Here is a 17,638-nt window from a genome sequence, read left to right as displayed (position 1 = left end):
TTCGACCTGATCTTAACCGCTCACAAAGCTTCGTCTGCCCAAGCCCACCTCCTTCACAGCGGCCCCGTCCGAGAGGCTTCAATATTCCACCGTAGGACCGAGCTTCTCCATAATCGTCTTGAACGCCATCACAACAGCGATGCCGATTGCGGAGAAAAATACGCCAACAGCCGCGGCATACTCATATTGAGAGGATTTCACCTGCTCCAATACATACAAGGCAATCGTATAGGAGCTTCCGTTAGGCCCCCCGCCTGTCAGCAATTGCGGCTGCAGGAATATCGTAAACGCAGACGTTGATCCCAGCACGAACACGGTTGTGATCGTAGGCCAGATCATCGGGATGACGACCTGCCACAGCTCTTTCGCCATGCTGATCCCTTCAAGCTGACCGTATTCGATCACCTCGCCCGGCAACCTGCTGATCGCCCCACTGAGCAAAATGACGTTAAAGCCGATACCTGTCCAGATGCAGTAGACGAACACCATCGGCATTGCCGTATGCGAATCCCCGAACCAGGTTCGCTGCCATTCGCTCAGGCCAACCGCTTTAAGCAAATCGTTAAATACCCCGAAGGTGCTGTCGAACATGAACGAGAACACCATCGTCATCACGACGATCGACAGAATGGACGGGAAGAAGAAAACCGCCCGATACACCTTGTGCAAAAATACCTTTTTGTACAAAATGTAAGCCGACACGATCGATAAAGGCAGCAGGATCCCATTCGTTACGGGAATGAACAACAGCGAATTGATGACCGCCTTGCCGAGAAGCGGGTCACGCTTCAAGTTCCGAATAATTTCCTCGAAGTTGTGGAGGCCGGCAAACTCGGCTTTGTTCTCGAAGAAATTCAGCTTCTGAAAACACATGATGATCGTGTTGATGTTGATGTAGACAAAAAACACAAGCAAGTGGGACACCGGAACGACAAGCATCAGGAAAATAAACCAGCGCCTTTTTGTAGTTACACTCATCTGCTATCCCTCATTTGGAGAATGGCTAATCACTTGATGCCCAAGTCCGCTTTCACCGAGTCCCAGTTTTCCTTCGCGTACGACCAGTTGCCCTCGAATGCCGACTTCGCCGTCTCGTCGCCTTGATAGATCATCATGTAAGGCGCTCCGGCAAGCGGCCAATCGTAAAATTTGCTGTAGTAGATTGGATTTTCGGAATAGAGGTACAGGTTTTTACTGTTCTGCCAGATGTCGATGACGCTCTTGGAAAACTCGCTCAAGCCGGGAACCGATCCCGCGTCGTATACGAACGGTCTGACGGATCCCGTCTTTTCCGTAAACAGCTTCAGCATCTCGTCCGTGGAAATAAACTTCAGAAACTCCTTGCCTAGTTCCGCGTTTTTCGCCTTTGCCGGCACAATCGCGAAGTCGCCGCCCATCGTGTTGTTCACTTTGGCGTCTTTGGCCCCTTCAATGGCGGGCAGTTGCATCATTTTCATGCGGAAGCCTGCGGGAGCCGAGTTTTTCATTTCCGTCTCAATCCAGCCGCCGTTCGGAATGATCGCCGCTTTACCTTGCAAGAACGCCATTTGAGATTGAATGTGATCCATGGCGGCAGCCCCCTGAATCGAGTTGGATTCGTCCATGATCAGTTTCTCGAACTCCTCCAGCGCCTTCAATCTTCCTTGCTCTCCGTAGACATCAGGGCTCTCCATCTTCTTGTAAGTTTCCATACCTTCTGTGCCCTCATATTGCGCCCACCAGCCTACGACAGGGAAATCCCAGTAGCTCATCACTTTACCGCCCCAGGCGAAAGGAGCGATTCCCTTTTCCTTGATCTTGGGCAGCAAATCTTCCAATTCCTTCGTTGTCGTCGGAACGCTCCAGCCATTGTCTTCGAACATTTGCGCATTGTAGACGAGACCGGTTGCTCCGTCCGTCCAAGGGACAACCCAGTACTTGCTCTGAATTTGGCCGTAATCGGCGATGCCTGGCTGCAATTTGTCTTTCAGCGTTTTACCGTTGTCGATTTCCGCAGCGTAGATGTCCGAGAGGTCGGCGAGGTAGCCTTTAATCGCCCATCTTTGCCAGCCGGTTCGCAGAACAAATGCCACGTCCGGCAAGTTGGCTCCGGATTCGAGCCGCGGTCCCATCTTCTCCGTAATGCCCGGATCGCCTTCAAGCTGGACGGTGACGCCGGGATGCGCCTTCTCGAACGCCGCCGCCGACTGTTTGATCCATTCCTCTCCGAAGCCTCCCTTGAAGTAGGACACTTTTAATGTGGTTTCCTGTACTTTCCCGGATGCGGTCGGAGCGCTTTCTCCCGTTCCCTTCGGTTCGGAATTGCCGCTTTGACAAGCCGTCAGGCCCAGGATCGTTGCTAATGCGATCGACACCGTTGCATTTCTTTTCATCATGTCAGTTCACCTCTTCGTTTATTTGAGCAGCATTATGAACTTGCCTTCTCCCGGCTGCAGCGTCACCTCGTATTTGCCGCCGCTGGTTTTGCTGATCGTATGGCCGTCTTTGTCGTACTGGCTAACACCTTTGATCCCGTCCAGCTTGATGCTTACCTTGTTCGTCTGGTTAGCGGCCGGATCGGTGTAATTCACCAGCACAAGCGCCTGATTCCCGTTCTTGTCCTGGAAGCAGCCGATGACGACGGGTTGTTCGCTGGCGACTTCCTTGATCGTCTCGAACTCCGCCAACCGATTCTCCGTATACAGATTCGCCGGGGCGTTGTCTACAGGGAATGTCATTACTCCGACATTGTCATAATTCAAGTAAATTTGGTCGAAGCTCAGAATCTCTTCATTCACGTTCTTCACGGCGTCGTACAGCGGTGTCTTCGTGCCGTCGGCATCTACCATCGCTTTGGAGAATCTGGCCGCTCCATCGCTGGAAGGCGTCCAGTAGGTAAAGTACTGAATGCCTTTGGCCCCGAACGCAAGCGCGTTGTACGCCTGCCAGCGGATATCCTTCTCGTCCGGGTCTCGGTTCTGGGTACCGGCAGTCGAGAAACCGATGGACTGAATGAACGCCCAGAACGGCAGACCGGCTTTCTTGCTTGCGTTCGATACGATATCCAGATTGAGCAGATGGTCTTCTTTCGTATAAGGACCGTCCACGCCCTGCATCAGCGGATAGTGATCAAACGAGACAAAATCGGGTTTAACCGTCTGGATGTATTCGTCGACATACTCCTTGTATGTGCGCCCATCCCGCTGATCCAGGCTTGAATACGTCGGAAACAGATTCACATAGAAGTGCTTGCCGGGCAGCAACTGCTTAAACTTCTCGTGAAGCGCCCCCAACTTCTTGAACTTCAAAGCGCCTGGCTCATCCGAGACCAGCACGCCGCCGAAAGCGGGGCTGTTTTTATAGTCATCGAACATGCCGTCCAGCAAATCCAGTTCGTCTTCGGGAACGCTGCTCGCAGCTCTGCTGCGGACCAGATATTGAATGCCGTTTTTCTCCGCCAATTGAAGCGCTTTCAATGCGTTCAGATCTGCATCCTCGTACAGCGCATAAATCAGGTTAATGCCCGAATCCGCAACATCCTTGTACGTCTGCTCGTTGATGAAATCCGGCGGAGGAGCGACCCATGCTCCGATCGTCAATTTCTTGTCTGCCGAATATTGCGGTTCTTCCAGCGGCTTATCCGTTGTACACGCTGCAGACTGGCCTAGACATGCTGTGGCTAGCGCGATCCCCAGCATCCGTTTTAACCTTGTTCGCATTTTTTCCCGCCTTTTTATATTTTTCGGTAAGTTAACTAAATAATTGGAAGGCGGAAGGCCCAAAGGCCTTCGCAACCGTCCTACACATCTAGGCAATGCGGTTAATGATATCGACCAGTACGTGGTTAATGCCTTGACCGATCGCCCCGTAGATGACCCCTTTATCCCCAAGAGATGATGTGAGTACCTTCACTTTGCCCGATACGTTGTCATTCAAAAACTGCTCGAGGGGCGGCATGAAAATGTCTTCGATCTCCAAAATAAGCCCGCCAATGATGATGGCCTCCAGATCAAGCAGCTCGTACAGATTCTTCAGCACGCAGCCGAGCCGGATCGCCGCTTCCCTAATAATGGAGATGACTTGTTCGTCTCCTGCTCTCGCAGCGTTAAACATGATCTGCGCATATTCCGGTACAAGATGCAGGTTGACTTCACCCTGCCCCAAGCTGATGAACAGATCGGGCTTCGCCTCTCTCACTTGGCAAATCAATCCGAACACCGACACTTGATAATCGAGCATGTTGTTTAACGTCACTTTATTTTGACGTACCGCTTCTTGCGTATCGTTCACCCAAAGACCGATTTCCCCTGCGGAGCCGCGAGCACCCTCATAGAGCTTTTCATTCAAAATAAGCCCCGACCCGATCCCTACATCGATTAATATGTTGATGAAGCTATAGTAGTGTTGCCCCGTTCCGAACAGGTGCTCGCCGACCGCGGCACAGTTCATATCGTTCTTGATCAGAACGAGAGTATTAAACCGCTCCGCGAACGTATCCCTAAGCGAAGTGCCGGTAAAGCCCACGATTCTTGGCGCATAGACGACGGAGCCCGTGCTTGGTTCGATGAATCCCGGCGACCCGATACAAATACACAGAAGCTTGTGCGGCGGAATCTTTCTTCTGGCCAACATCTCTGCGATCGTGTTCATCGTCCGCTCGATAACTTCGGATGTAATCTGAACGACGTCCGAGATCAGCCCGTATTCCAGTATGTTGGTACCGCTCAAATCCGACAGCGCTATACGAAAGGCGCCCCCGCTCATATCAACGGCCACGACATAGCCATATTCGTTATTGAACTCGATATGGATCGGCTTTCTTCCAAAGGCTGCAGAGCCAATGCCTTTCTCGAGAATAATCTCCCGGGAAATCAACTCATCAATGTTAGTGGATATACTAGGGGCGCTTAACCTTAATGCCCTTGCCAGGTCGGAACGGGATAACCCGTCGCTCTTGCGCACCTCGTTGATGATGAGCGTCTGATTCGTAACCTTGATCTGCTTATGGTTAATCCCTTTATTGCCTTTACTGCTCATAGTCATGCCTGCTTTCGCCAAAAGTGATGGAATTAATTAGTATATATCACATATGTTCCGTGAATTCCACCGCGTCTTGCTTAGGGCGTGTCTGAAAACCCGCTCAGGGGCATCTTTCACCGCCTTTTCGCCCCCTGCTTCGTTCCGTTTGCTTGACGTACCTCCGGTACGCCTTCACAAACGCGCCTTGCATGGAACGAAAATTCGGCAAAATCTACTGCCCTCGGGGTATTCAGACACGCCCTAGTAACCGACCGGCAGCGCAAACAGTTTGCCTTCTCCGGCCGCGAAGGTTGCCGAAATCGCGCCTGTGGCGGCATTGTAGTTCGTGTTGATTTCCGTGCCGTTCGACTTGGAAATTTCCTTGACCGATGCCGGCTTGGGAGATAGTGTGAACGATACTGTCCGGGCGCTCCCGATATCCCGGTTGACAACCATCACGTATTTACGCCCGGAGCCATCCGTGAAATAGCTGATAATGAGCGGCGCGCTTGCATCGTCGGGCTTCCAGAAGAACGTTCCCGGCAACGCCGTCGTCGAAGCCGGCAATGCCGATCCGGTATGATATACCGCTTGAGAAGTAAGGGACATCAGCACAGGCCCTAATTGCAATACCTCGGCGTTGATTGCAGACGCCCACGTGTAGGATGTGTTTTTCGTACCGTTCGGGAGAATCAACCCCTGACTGAACGACTCGCCGCCGCTCGAAGCTGGCGTCCAATACGTAAAGTAAATGTACCCTTTAGCCCCGTAAGCTAGGCTCGTATAGATTTGATATCTAAGATCGCTTTGCGATGGAGCCCGGTTCGTATTGTTGAACCCGACGGATTGAATGTACGGCCAGAAATCGATATTCGCGGCCAACGCCTGCCGACGGATGATTTCCAGGTTCGTGTAGTAGTCCGTCGTCATTCCGCCATTCGTCAAGAATGGATAATGGTCGAATATCAGCACATCCGGATCTTTGCTTGCCCAGCGATATACATAATCCTCATAGGTACCGCCTTGGATGTTCTGATTCAGAGTAAACCAGAAGTCGGAAGCAATTGCGCTGCCATTCACATAACCGGTCCCATCGTTAATCCACTTGCTTCCGTTATTGGACCGGACGACCCAACCGATCGAATTGTCGCCGCCGCCGTTATGCGTAAGCTCCATGTAATAAGTAGTATTCGGTTGAACCGACGCATTCAATGTAAACAGCGGCCAATTGTTCGCTGGCGTGGACGACAGCGTTTGCGACGCAATTAGGCTGGTCTTCGCCGCGGAGTTCCACAGCTTAAGCGTGAGGCTTTCGCCGCTCCCCCATGTCCCCCGGTCAATCCACCATTGCACAGTGTTAATAGAAGTTTGCCCCGGCTTTGTTTTGAATGTCTGCCCCAGCGATTGAGAAGCGCTTACGAATTCACCGGTGAACTGATTGACCCCTAACTGGCTTAACGACGCGTATGTAGGAAGCAAGTTCACAAAGGACATATGATTGGGATCCCCCGTCTTCAAACGACGGATTGTATCCTGTACCCTTGTCATTTGCAGTGCAGAAGGTTCATCGTATACATGATACCCTTGCAGCGCCGGGTTAGCGTTATAGTGTGCGGCAATCGCGTCCAGGTCGGCATCGGCCGGTCGGCCTCCGTCGTTGTACGCCCGTTGCGAGAACAACAGCTTAAACCAGAAATCCATGTTCTGGGCGGCCCCGTTTACATACGCTTGACCTCCCCCGTAAGCATCCGCTGAGCTTGTCACGACCCAACCTACGCTTGTCGGACTATTGCTCGTCAGCTCCATGTAATAGGATGTATTCGATTGCAGCGCTTTTGCGACGATAAACTGGGGATAGTAGGTCGATACTGGCCCTGTGATGGAATCGGAAGAGATCAAAGTCGTTTTGGCTGGACTATTGTACACTTTGAGCGTAAGGGTGACACCCGAGGGCCAATTGTTCTTATCGATATACATCTGCACCGTATTCAGCGCCCAATCCGTGCCGGAAGGCGTCGTGAACGTCTGGCCAAGAGCAGCAGTGTTGCTGACATTCAGTCCGAAGCCGTTCGTCGTCTGCGACACTTCCTGGTCACGCCAAGCCAGCTTGTATTCGTCGACCAGCATTTTTAGACCATTATTCGCTGCAAGGGTAAGCGCGACATCATTGATGGAGGCAACATTCACGCCGTTACCGCCCACAATCAAATTGGCGTTCATATCTTTGATCTCCTGATAGCGGGCATTCGTTGTGTCCACAGGAGCCGGCGGCCAGAAAACCCCGATCGGAAACGGTTGAATGGCCGGAGAATACGCATAGGCCGGAGAGATAGAGCCAACCAACAGCAACAACGATAAGGCGAGGAGCGGAAGCGATTTCATTTTGCGCATGAATATAACCCCCCAATGTTTTTAACTACAAGTTTTGCTTGTTGCATGATGATTTCGACTTATTTATTTAACTTAAATATATAATAGGGGGCGAGGCGGCGATTTGTCAATATGATCGATCATCGATCATTCAAACCATTGCCGTTGCGTTTTTTTGCAGCACCCGCGATATGTTGTGTAGCAACTCGAACATATCCGATAAAAACAAGGAGAGCCGCCTCTTGGCAGCCCTACCTTTATTTTGCTACTGTTCCTCGATTCCCTCTCTATGCGATCTGCATAATAACAAGGTGTGCGGAATCTGGCCTTGTTCCTCCAGCTAATGGAGTGATCGTAAGTGCCGTGGAATTACCGGCAGGGTTTCGGACTGTGAGTACTGAATTAATGACCGTTGTTTGAACAAGTGCCATTCCTACTATTTGAGAAGTTCCGGTTGCACGTCCGACTACCGTATAGGCCAAATCAGCGCCATTTAGTGTTAGCATCAGTTGACCCGCCTCGTTTACATTTACCTGAAACAAAACCTGATAGGTGCCAATTGCCGCCAAGTTAAATGTGCTCGCATTTATTCGGGTAATTGCAGTCCCACTTATTGGACCATCTTGCGGAAAGCTTACGTCCGTGTTGGGAGCAACAGTTGCTGCGTTATTGGGAGGCATCAAGGCAAAAAAATCTGCGAAGCCTAATACTCCGCCTGCCGGTCCCGCTGGTCCTGCTGGTCCCGCCAGTCCAGCTGCGCCAATTGCTCCTGCAAGACCTGCAATTCCTTGAGGTCCAAGTGCTCCTGCGATTCCTTGGGGTCCAAGTGCGCCAATCGCTTCTACAATCCCCGCTGCTCCTTGGGGTCCAAGTGCTCCTGCGATTCCTTGAGGCCCAAGTGCGCCAATTGCTCCTACAAGTCCTGCAATTCCTTGGGGACCAAGCGCTCCTGCGACTCCTTGAGGCCCAACTTCTGCAATTGCTCCCGCAAGTCCTCGAAGTAATTGCCGTCCTTTAAGCGGGGGACACTTTTTACAAATTATCTTTCTAATTACTCGAAAACAACGTTTCTTTGTTTTTCTTTTTGGATGGCACACAATTTTGGTTTTCTTTTTACACCGTTTTTTTATATCTGGACAACTCAACAACGACACCTCCCTATAAAGATGGTTCAGTGTACGTGGCTCAATTTTTTTAGGCGTGGACTAATAGCCTGCTACCAGCTAGACTATAAACTATTTTTAGAAAGATGGGTTTATGCTAGGGGAGAATTATACGAAAAATCAAGTTTTACCTTCAAACTCCTAAGCCGCCATCGGCTGCCCGAAGCGCGTATATTCGCAAGGCTATCGCCGCTTCGATAGATGCTATTTACCGCAGGAGACGCAATGGGCTAAAAAATTGAGCCTTTTATTGGAATGCAGTGCTAATATAAACTTCAGAGGAATAGGTGGGAGGAAGAACGCTCATGAAACTGCCGGTGATAAACGAAGAGTTAGCCGCGCGTATCGTGCAGTCCGAAACCGATTATTTTATCTCGAGAATCAGCTCCATCGGCGAGCGCGACGGCAATCCGGAAGGCGTTGAGGTGAGGAAGTTCGGAAGCGCGACTGCCTTCTATATCCGAACAATGCCATGGGGGCTATTCAACTCGGTAAAAGGTTTTTCGCAGGACGACTCGGACAAATTAGAAGAGATGATCGCCTTCTATCGCGAGCGAGACCGAGCCTTTCAGTTGGATATTAACCCGATTGGGGTTCATTCGGAGACGTTGAAACAATTGGCTGTGAATGGATTGTGCCAGACCGGCTTTCATTCCGTACTTTACGGTCTACCGAGCAGCGAGCCGCCTCAGCTTCCCTCAAACGTTCAAATCCGCCTCATTGATAACGAAGCGGATTTTGACCTCTATGCAGGCATACACTGTGTCGGATCTGGCATGGACATCGTGCATAAACACCATTTTGTGAACAACAATATAGGACTGCTCAATCGCCCGGGCTGGAAAATGTTCCTCGCACTCTGCGACGACATGCCTGCCGCTGTGGCTGTGATGCACATCGGCAACAATATCGCGTCTTTTACTTTGGCTGCGACAGCCCCTGAATTCAGGCGAAAAGGATTGCAGACTGCGCTGTTGTCTTGGCGTATGCACGAAGCATACAAGGCTAACTGCGAGCTTGCAGTCGCTCAAGCAAGCTTCGGAAGCTCTAGCCAACACAATATGGAACGGGTCGGCATGCGTATCGCCTGGACGCGGGCAGTATGGGCGCCGCTTAGCCAATAATCTGAGGATCCTCAATTTTAAAGCTTAATATGAATGGGTTCAGCAATAATCAGCTGGTCAGCACTCGTTCCTACTTGTCCGTACGTATTGTCTCCCCAACCATAAACAAGTGCGTTATTTCCAATAACGAACGTATGATAATATCCGGTGTTTAATGCATGAATATCCGAAACCCCCTCTAATTTAAACGGTATTAACCGATCTTTATTGGTACCGTCTCCTAGCTGACCGTACTCATTCCACCCCCACACCCACACACTTCCGTCTTTCGCGAGCGCGATTGAATGCTTGAATCCGCCCTCAATGGCTTGAATCTCTTTTAATCTTTTTAGTTCCACAGGCTTGCCTTTATTCTGATTCGTTTGGAGAGAGCCATCCTCGGCGTATACGTTTGCAGTCCCATCTCCCAGTTGGCCATTGGAATTATACCCCCAAGACCATACAGAGCCGTCCTCTGACAAAGCAATAGAGTGATTGTCGCCAGCACTAACTTTTGTAACAAACTTTAGGTCTGGCACTTTTATAGGCATACTTTCGCTTTTATCGTTTCCATTCCCAAGTTGGCTAAAGTATTCCTTCCCCATGCCCATACGACCCCGTCTTTGGTCAATGCAAGTGCAAAGTCACCGCCTGCCTCTATTTGAACAACATCATGAATGGATGTGACTTTCTGCGGCAACGGGTTATCCTCGTTATTACCATTGCCTAATTGACCATATATATTGGCTCCCCAGGACCACACATCCCCCTGCTTATCAAGCGCAAGCGAGAAAGACCCGCCAGCGCTCACACTAACAATATTATTCAGCCCCTGAATGAGTACGGGAGTAGAGTGAACTTCATCTCCAGCGTCAATCTGTCCATCTGGATTGTATCCCCAAGCCCAGACTTGTCCACTTTCAGTAACAGCTAACGTATGATCTGCTTTGCCGCTTAATGCAATAATATGCTCTAGTCCGTCAATTTTACTGGGTTCATATCTGTCCACCGTAAGCCCATCACCAAGCTGACCTGAAAGATTCCGGCCCCAGGCCCAAACAGTGCCGTCCTTTTTCAAAGCAACTGAATGATAGCCACCCGCTTCAATAAATGCTATGTCGCTTTCTTGGGTTGATTTCGTATTGAGATTTTGATTCTGCGAATTTGGTTGCTGGCCGCAACCGCTAATCAAAGCTGTGATAATAATTGTGGTTGCTGCAATGATTGTTTTAGGTATCTTGTGCACATTAATCACCCTGGTTCGTATTTTTCGTGCTTTCTCAAAATGCCGGCTCATAAAAAAATCAAAATGTTTTTGTAACCAAATCGCCGCCGATTCGATAGGTTATATAGTCAAATGACTATTTCGAAATTGGAGGCATGCTCATGGATCGCGGATTTTTCCCCGGAGGCGGGTTCGGAGGAGGCGGGTTCGGAGGAGGCGGGTTCGGAGGCGGGTTCGGAGGAGGCTTCGGCCGCCCATTTTTCCGGCCTTTCCCTCATCCGTTCTTTCCGAATCGTTTTCTGTTCCCGTTTTTCTTCTTTTCACCGTTTGGCTTCCCCTTCTTCAGGGACGGCAAATCGGACGACATGCTGTACGCGCAGCACCAAGTCGTACACGGCGATACGTTAATCGCGATATGCCATAAGTACAACATCCCTCATCCCATTCTGGAGGAAGCGAACCCGCACCTCTCCAACCCGCACCATTTGAAATCGGGGGAAGTCGTATACATTCCCCGCATTTCCAACATGGTCTGCCAGAAAACGTATACCGAGATGTCGGCATCAATGCCCCAAGGCCAACCGATGGCGCAAGCGGGGCAGCAGCAATAACAGCATGGCCTCGCTCGACGCGCCGGCGTCGAAGCGGGGCTTCCTTGCAATACGGCGATTAGATTATTTCGGTTCGCCGGAATCGGCAGGCCGAACCCAATGTACCGGACGTGTAAGCAATGGCGGCAACTTGGTGCGAACATCTCCTTTGGCTGCGTTAAGTTGAGCCTGCGTAAGAAAGATGCTCATGGAGAGATCAGCACCTCTGAGATCAGCATCTCGCAAATCCGCTCCGATGAAATCAGTCCCACTCAAGTCTGTTCCTCTAAGATCGGCAGCAATAAGGTATGCCCCCCTCAAGTTGGCTCCTCTAAGGTCCATTTTTCTGAGGTCGGCGCCAATAAGGTCGGCTCCTCGGCCAAGGGTCATCCGTGGCCTTGATCGACCTTCTTGTTCCGGACGTTTCACCTGCCCTCGTCGAGCATCGGAACGCACTAGTTCACTCGTTTGTAGGAGTAGCGTATTCACAGCAACCCGGTGTTCGGCCACGTTCAATTCCAGAAGCGAGCCAGGGCTGAGGGCTGTAAGCCGTTCTGTCTCATCAAGCATGGAACGGAGTTCACCGTGGATCGGTCGAGTTGTTTCTATAGTGAGCGCTTCAGTCAAATACCATAGTAATTCATGGAGCTGCATCATCATGATGAACACTTTGAACATCTGCTCGGTGGATTCAGGAGTTTTCATCCAATCTTGTCCGCCGAAGCTGACTTGTGAAACCTTCTGCCCCGCGCCAAAGCAGTCAAACGCGATACACCCTTTAAGACCTTGTTTATTCAGGCTAGCGTGAACACTGCAGCGAAAATCCGGTTGCAGGTTTGGACATGGCTGACCCGCCACTTTGTCGACGGGGAAACCTTCCGAAGCTGAGAAAAATAAGCCTACACAGCACAACCCGAAGCATTTCTCGCAATCCGTGCGAAGATGATCACGATTCGGGTCGCGTAATTTGGGGTGATTTGACACGATGTGCACTTCCTTTAAGGGCAAAATAAAAGGCACCGATCGGGTGCCATCAAATGGACGACTTTGAATCATCTCGGCCCCCGAACGCCAACATAACGCTCCCTGGCAATCAGTTCCGGGCGAGACGTATGAAAAAAGCAATATTCGCGCCCTGGATCTTCTCTGTGCAATTCGCTGTAACGGTGAAGCGCTGATGTAGAATCCGCGAAAGAGTCGATGACAATGACATCTTCAATATACCGTTTTCCTCCTTCCGAACGGGCTTTCTTGGCCTCCAAAACCACCCATTCCTCAGGAAACCGATCTTGAACTTCTTTCCAGCGCATCCCGTCACCTCCGTCCAAATAATTATCATTATTATATCACACAAGCCAAAGGGCTTTCGCTATGGCTTCCTTGAGTAGCACCCCATTCGACAGCGCGTAATGCTTCTTACACTAAATGCTCTCTTTCAAAGGTCCCGCCCTTTCCTCATCTCAAAAACATACAACATTCCATTCTTCGCATGTCCAAAACCAGGCCCTTTGAATCCTCGATTCAGTAATTCCTTGCGAAGGAACTTCATCAGTGCCGCGTGGCTGACGATCAGCACGTTGCCTTCTTTTTGTGCGATTGCCTGATCCAATACTTTGTTGATGCGCGCTTTGGCATGTCGAATGTCTTGGCGGGTTTGGCGGTTGATTAGCCACGACATCCGGATTAGCAATGCCCACCATACGAAGGAAAGCTTGAACTTTGTTTCGAATGTCGGGGCCGGAATCTCCCTCAGCTCCGCCATCTGATAAATCGGGCCTACGTGTATTTTCTCTGCGGTGCGAATCGCTCTCGGCAGATCGCTTGCGTAACAGCAGTCCCACTCGATTCCACCGAGATCGGTACTCCCTTCTTCTATATCCGCCTCGTCATAATCTCGAAACCACTGATCGACCTCGCACGCGCTTAAGCTTCTCCCGAACGGGTAAGCCTGTTTCACTTTAAAGTGTCGGACCAAACCTATTTTCATGAACTAAGCTTCTCCTTCAAGGCATCATATGACCTAATTTTCTTCTTACCCTATCAATATTATGGCAATTGTATCCACTACGCAAAAAAGCCGCTCGCCGTTCACCCAATGACGTGATATCCATCATTGAATGAACGCGAACGGCTACGATTGCCGAGTCGACTTACAAAGTCGCCAGCAACTGGCCGAGCCTGTCGAGATTCTGTTCGTTGCCTTCTATGCAGTAAATCTTCACTTTCTCGAACTCTTCTTTTTCCTTGAAACGTTGACGGAAGATCACCTTGCAGCGACCGCCATCGAGACTCTCGAAAGTTGCCGTTACCCGAAATTCATGACCGAGAAGATGATCGATCACGACCCGCTCCGACGGCACAATCTCAACAAATGCGCAGCGGTTAGGATAATCCGTTCCGTCCGGCCCATGCATGGTGAACCGCCACTCGCCCCCGGGTCTCATATCGCACTCGAGGAACGTATTCGTAAAACCTTTCGGTCCCCACCATTGTGCTAACAAGTCTGGGCTTGTCCACGCCCGAAACACGAGTTCCTGTGGAACATCGTACTCACGCGTGGAAATCAGTTCATTTTCGCCGGCAATCATGCGCCCGTCTTTCCTTCTACGAGCTTACCCAACGAATCCAACATAATGCCGGTGCCATGCTCCCGCATTTCCATCGTATCATGTCCATCGAAGAAGGCACCTTGCTCCGTGAAAATCAGCTTCGTACCGCCCTCTACCTGAATCAGCTCGACGGTTGTAACCGAGACGGACATACGCACGTCGCCCGAGTCGAGCGTGTACGAATAAACGATGCGCTGCTCCGGTAAGATCTCCTGATAGACGGCGTCGAACTTAAAAATCGGTCCTCCAGGAGGTCCGCCGCTGCTGTACTCGCGCCCGCCAACGCGGAAATCGAAGCCGTCTGCCTTCGAGAACCATTCGGCTTTGGTTAACGGGTCCGACCACGCTTGATATACCTTCTCAGGGGAAGCCGCATACGTGCGCTCGACGACGAAGGTACCATGTTTAACGAATCTTTCACTCATTGTTTTTCCTCCTTATTTGGCGGAATTCCGCTCTTGTCGAACAGGAAACTTCCCAACATATTCAAATGCCGGTGCCAACTCGCTTGCCGCTCAAGGATCGGCTTCTCATACTCTGTCTTCATGGCTTGCAGCAGGCTTGTGAAATCCTCGACCTTTAATTCTGCTTGCCCTTGCATACGCTTGGACACATGTCGGAGCTGATCTAGTAGCTTCTGCTGTCGTTGGATCTGTTCGTTGATCTGGTTGATTTGCAGGTTAACGATCTCCAGCGGACTGATCTTCCCACCAATTATGGCCGACTTAATTTCCTCGAGAGATAACCCGAGTTCCTTAAGAGACAAGATTTGATGCAGACGTTTGATGTCCTCCTCGTTATATAACCTGTGGCCGGATTCCGTCTGTCCCGACGGCGAGAACAATCCGATTTGATCATAGAACCGTAATGTGCGTACCGTAAGCCCTGTCAGCTTGGCGAGATCTCCCACCTTCCAATGTCTCTTCATGAACCATCTCCACTCCTAGGCGCTAGCGATTTGCCGGTAACTCTATTGTAAAACATTACGTTACGTAAGGTTCAAGCAAAATTTTTAAGTCATTGAAAATGACCGAGAGAGCTTCTACACCGCGATAGTCGAAAAGGCTGCCTCGCGGCAGCCCCTGTTCACTTCCTTAGCCTCTTTTCTTCACGGGAATCCAGATTTCGCTCTTAAACTGCGGAGACTCCACTTCCGTGCTCTCATTCCAGACGATTTCCGGACCTTCGCTTACTTCATACTCCATGGATGGGAGCCATTCCGCATAGATCCGTCCCCATGCCTCCTGAAGAGTACTCGGAAAAGGACCGACAACCGTGAATACAGCCCATACAGAGGCCGGCACCTCCAACTGCACCATATGACCGGGGGCATCCTTCGTCGTAGCCGCCCCGATATAGTAATCCAGTTCTCCTCCCCCGTCCATTCGATTCTCGCTGAAGTTCGTAGATGCGCTAATCAGGCCCGAAGGTTGGACATTCGATAAACCTTTGACGGTCTGAATCCATTCGGGCGTCAACCTTTCATACATCGCCTGAATGTCCGGATTCACTCCGTGAAAGATGAGCGGCACCCGTTTACGAGTCCCCACAATACGAAAAGCCGGTTTGTCTTCCATACGATAATTCATTTCGCTTCCTCCTCTAATGGTCAACTGAAAGGTCATCCGAGGGTAAGCTTTAAGCGATCGGTCATGGCTCCGGGCTTCAGATGGCGTGATGCCATGAAGGTTCTGGAACGCTCTGGCGAATGCATCCGGAGAAGCATATCCGTACTTCAAGGCAACATCGATGACTTTGCTGTCGCTGACATTCAGTTCTAAACCCGCCAGAGTCAACCGACGACGACGGATATATTCCGACAAGGTGACCCCGGCGAGCAAAGCGAACATCCGTGTAAAATGGTACTCCGAACAGCAAGCAATCCTCGCCACCTCCTTGTAGTCCACAGTGCTCGTCAGGTTTTCCTCCATGTAGTTTAGCGCTTCGTTGAATCTGCCCAGCGTATCCATTCCCTGTAGCCTCCCCTCATCAATAAACTTAACAGGAGCGAAAAATTTCTTCCCGACAATGGATGCACAATTCTGCAGGGTTAAGCAAAAAAACTTGCAGTTACTTAATTGCACGGTTCTCCGCGCCTATAAGTAACGGCAAGTTAGCGATTAACGCCGCATCAATTGTTGCAGCAGACGGGTCAGTTCCCCTAACTCCTCTCCGAGACTGGAGAAGAAAGCGCGATCCTCCCTCTCTACCGCTATGACGGTTTGCGTAGCAATCTCATCCCCGGACTCTGTGACCGAAATCACGTTCGCCCGGGAGTCCGTCGGGTGAGGGCTGCGCCTGATATAGCCCTTTTTCTCCAGCGTCCTAAGCACCTGAGAGGTGACGTTAACGTCCATCTGGGCATGCTGGGCCAGTTGTACTTGCGTAATCCCCGCATGGTTATTCTTATCATTAAGCCACTTGCAGGAAAAAAGCAGCACAAATTGCGGATGCGTCATGCCAAAGGGCTCCAAAGCCTGCCGAATGGACTTTTGCCATAAGTTTGTTACCTGCCATAGCGTAAAGCCCGGGCTTTCTTCTGCTGTATTAAACTCCGAACTCATGTGCCTTTCCCTCCGCGCTGTTCAACATCGCATCTGCGATAATCCGAAAGTCTTGCTCCGATATTTCAAAGTGTCCGAGCCGGAATCGATATCCCCAATTTTTAACGCCTCGCGTAAAGCTAAGCTGCTCCAACAGAGAGCCGATCTTCGTTTCCTTACAGTCAGTGTAGCAAATGTTGCGACGGAAAGGTACGAAAGAATCGGACATCCGGTATTCATAAACCTTGTCATCCGCAACCTGCCCGATCGCAGTGAATGCTTGCAGCGGTTCTCCCTGAACCATGTCCGTACGCGGCGAGTAATAGATCAGCCAATCACCGGGCTGCATCCGCTTGAGCGGTGTCGCCTTCCCATGGCAAAGCTGGGCGAACCCACCTGCCACGCCCAAAGAAACATGAGAAGCGGAGACGACGCCAACCCAGTAACGTCGGGATTTCTCTACGGATTCACTCACTTTGTTCACGCTCCTTTTCCAGTGCAACTGCGACCAAATTGGCCATCGATTTAGGAATCCCAGTCTCCATATGCGCCCCGAATTTAGGTCCCAACTGAGCTGCATTCGGACCTGTGATCTTGACTTGATGAGTAACCCGCGTCTCTCCGTTCGCTTCTGCCAGAAGGTGCTTAAATTGAACCTGAATGCCTGCATCCGGGATATCGGTCAGATCCGAAAAGCCTTGCAAGGGATTGACCTCTGTCAGTTTAAAAGGAAGCGGTTGTTGGCCTTCCGGCTGCAGGAAACCCCTCGTCCCCTGGGCAAATAGCCCATCCAGCGAAGCGCCCGCGATCCCTTTGTCCCATGTAACCCAAGTCGTAATATCGCTGTATAGTTCCCAGATCGTCACTGCCTTCGCTTTGGTCGTAATCGTATGCTCGAATTGCCACATGATTAATCAGCTCCTCATATAGTATCTATTCATATAATATGCATATATATTATATGTGTCAATATTATCTTCTGTTGAAGGGTAAATCAAAGTGAAAGACCGCCGCCTCAACAACAAAAAAAGGTCTTA

The 17,638-nt window shown here is 50.6% G+C and carries 20 protein-coding genes; 2 read left to right on the top strand and 18 right to left on the bottom strand.

Annotated features, from left to right (window positions below; genetic code table 11):
• Window positions 1-78: 78 nt before the first annotated feature.
• The 6 genes from ACFPOF_RS10915 to ACFPOF_RS10890 all read right to left on the bottom strand — a co-directional run bounded on the left by ACFPOF_RS10915 (window position 79) and on the right by ACFPOF_RS10890 (window position 8,513).
• On the bottom strand, window positions 79-978 hold the full coding sequence (locus tag ACFPOF_RS10915) for a carbohydrate ABC transporter permease (protein ID WP_378132419.1): 900 nt from the start codon (window positions 976-978) through the stop codon (window positions 79-81).
• A gap of 29 nt (window positions 979-1,007) precedes the next feature.
• Window positions 1,008-2,375, bottom strand: coding sequence for an ABC transporter substrate-binding protein (locus ACFPOF_RS10910; RefSeq protein ID WP_378132417.1), 1,368 nt, complete (start codon window positions 2,373-2,375; stop codon window positions 1,008-1,010).
• Window positions 2,376-2,393: 18 nt separating this feature from the next.
• Window positions 2,394-3,698, bottom strand: a complete 1,305-nt coding sequence (locus ACFPOF_RS10905; RefSeq protein ID WP_378132415.1) for a beta-galactosidase — start codon at window positions 3,696-3,698, stop codon at window positions 2,394-2,396.
• Window positions 3,699-3,786: 88 nt separating this feature from the next.
• On the bottom strand, window positions 3,787-5,016 hold the full coding sequence (locus ACFPOF_RS10900; RefSeq protein ID WP_378132413.1) for an ROK family transcriptional regulator: 1,230 nt from the start codon (window positions 5,014-5,016) through the stop codon (window positions 3,787-3,789).
• A 243-nt stretch (window positions 5,017-5,259) separates the two neighbouring features.
• The gene (locus ACFPOF_RS10895) at window positions 5,260-7,389 is read right to left on the bottom strand and encodes a hypothetical protein (RefSeq protein ID WP_378132411.1); all 2,130 of its coding nucleotides are present in this window, start codon (window positions 7,387-7,389) and stop codon (window positions 5,260-5,262) included.
• Between the two features lie 266 nt (window positions 7,390-7,655).
• Window positions 7,656-8,513: a collagen-like protein gene (locus ACFPOF_RS10890; protein ID WP_465251466.1), complete on the bottom strand. Its 858-nt coding sequence runs from the start codon at window positions 8,511-8,513 to the stop codon at window positions 7,656-7,658.
• Window positions 8,514-8,836: 323 nt separating this feature from the next.
• On the opposite strand from ACFPOF_RS10890, the gene ACFPOF_RS10885 reads away from it, so the two are divergent.
• Window positions 8,837-9,655: a GNAT family N-acetyltransferase gene (locus ACFPOF_RS10885; protein ID WP_378132407.1), complete on the top strand. Its 819-nt coding sequence runs from the start codon at window positions 8,837-8,839 to the stop codon at window positions 9,653-9,655.
• A 17-nt stretch (window positions 9,656-9,672) separates the two neighbouring features.
• Here the strand turns inward: ACFPOF_RS10885 and ACFPOF_RS10880 are convergent, their stop codons facing one another.
• Both ACFPOF_RS10880 and ACFPOF_RS10875 read right to left on the bottom strand, forming a co-directional pair.
• Window positions 9,673-10,239 carry an RCC1 domain-containing protein gene (locus ACFPOF_RS10880; RefSeq protein ID WP_378132405.1) on the bottom strand — a complete coding sequence of 189 codons (567 nt, stop codon included), beginning with the start codon at window positions 10,237-10,239 and terminating at the stop codon, window positions 9,673-9,675.
• A complete protein-coding gene (locus ACFPOF_RS10875; protein ID WP_378132403.1) occupies window positions 10,176-10,880 on the bottom strand; it encodes an RCC1 domain-containing protein in 705 nt (234 codons plus the stop codon). Before ACFPOF_RS10875 ends, ACFPOF_RS10880 begins: the two co-directional genes overlap by 64 nt.
• 140 nt (window positions 10,881-11,020) lie before the next feature.
• Here ACFPOF_RS10875 and ACFPOF_RS10870 point away from each other — a divergent pair, with 140 nt between their 5' ends.
• The gene (locus ACFPOF_RS10870) at window positions 11,021-11,470 is read left to right on the top strand and encodes a LysM peptidoglycan-binding domain-containing protein (RefSeq protein WP_378132401.1); all 450 of its coding nucleotides are present in this window, start codon (window positions 11,021-11,023) and stop codon (window positions 11,468-11,470) included.
• Window positions 11,471-11,533: 63 nt separating this feature from the next.
• On the opposite strand, the gene ACFPOF_RS10865 is transcribed toward ACFPOF_RS10870, so the two are convergent.
• The 10 genes from ACFPOF_RS10865 to ACFPOF_RS10820 all read right to left on the bottom strand — a co-directional run bounded on the left by ACFPOF_RS10865 (window position 11,534) and on the right by ACFPOF_RS10820 (window position 17,509).
• Window positions 11,534-12,433, bottom strand: coding sequence for a pentapeptide repeat-containing protein (locus tag ACFPOF_RS10865; protein WP_378133122.1), 900 nt, complete (start codon window positions 12,431-12,433; stop codon window positions 11,534-11,536).
• Window positions 12,434-12,501: 68 nt separating this feature from the next.
• Entirely contained in the window at window positions 12,502-12,759 is a 258-nt protein-coding gene (locus ACFPOF_RS10860) for a hypothetical protein (protein ID WP_378132399.1), read from the bottom strand.
• A 125-nt stretch (window positions 12,760-12,884) separates the two neighbouring features.
• Window positions 12,885-13,436 carry a histidine phosphatase family protein gene (locus tag ACFPOF_RS10855; RefSeq protein WP_378132397.1) on the bottom strand — a complete coding sequence of 184 codons (552 nt, stop codon included), beginning with the start codon at window positions 13,434-13,436 and terminating at the stop codon, window positions 12,885-12,887.
• 163 nt (window positions 13,437-13,599) lie between these two features.
• Complete coding sequence (locus ACFPOF_RS10850) at window positions 13,600-14,037, bottom strand: SRPBCC family protein (protein ID WP_378132395.1); 438 nt, start codon at window positions 14,035-14,037, stop codon at window positions 13,600-13,602.
• Window positions 14,034-14,483 carry an SRPBCC family protein gene (locus ACFPOF_RS10845; protein ID WP_378132393.1) on the bottom strand — a complete coding sequence of 150 codons (450 nt, stop codon included), beginning with the start codon at window positions 14,481-14,483 and terminating at the stop codon, window positions 14,034-14,036. The genes ACFPOF_RS10850 and ACFPOF_RS10845 overlap by 4 nt, the downstream gene beginning before the upstream one ends.
• On the bottom strand, window positions 14,480-14,986 hold the full coding sequence (locus tag ACFPOF_RS10840; protein ID WP_378132391.1) for a MerR family transcriptional regulator: 507 nt from the start codon (window positions 14,984-14,986) through the stop codon (window positions 14,480-14,482). The genes ACFPOF_RS10845 and ACFPOF_RS10840 overlap by 4 nt, the downstream gene beginning before the upstream one ends.
• A gap of 166 nt (window positions 14,987-15,152) precedes the next feature.
• Window positions 15,153-16,028, bottom strand: coding sequence for an AraC family transcriptional regulator (locus ACFPOF_RS10835; RefSeq protein ID WP_378132389.1), 876 nt, complete (start codon window positions 16,026-16,028; stop codon window positions 15,153-15,155).
• 150 nt (window positions 16,029-16,178) lie between these two features.
• Window positions 16,179-16,622 (bottom strand): MarR family winged helix-turn-helix transcriptional regulator, encoded by a 444-nt coding sequence (locus ACFPOF_RS10830; RefSeq protein WP_378132387.1) that lies wholly within the window; start codon window positions 16,620-16,622, stop codon window positions 16,179-16,181.
• On the bottom strand, window positions 16,606-17,076 hold the full coding sequence (locus tag ACFPOF_RS10825) for an EVE domain-containing protein (protein WP_378132385.1): 471 nt from the start codon (window positions 17,074-17,076) through the stop codon (window positions 16,606-16,608). The genes ACFPOF_RS10830 and ACFPOF_RS10825 overlap by 17 nt, the downstream gene beginning before the upstream one ends.
• On the bottom strand, window positions 17,069-17,509 hold the full coding sequence (locus ACFPOF_RS10820; protein ID WP_378132383.1) for an SRPBCC family protein: 441 nt from the start codon (window positions 17,507-17,509) through the stop codon (window positions 17,069-17,071). Before ACFPOF_RS10820 ends, ACFPOF_RS10825 begins: the two co-directional genes overlap by 8 nt.
• Between the last annotated feature and the right edge of the window lie 129 nt (window positions 17,510-17,638).

This window comes from Cohnella soli, assembly GCF_042655525.1.
Lineage (GTDB): Bacteria > Bacillota > Bacilli > Paenibacillales > Paenibacillaceae > Cohnella > Cohnella soli.
Note: the sequence above shows the minus strand (reverse complement) of the source record. Positions and strands in the feature narration are given on the sequence as shown.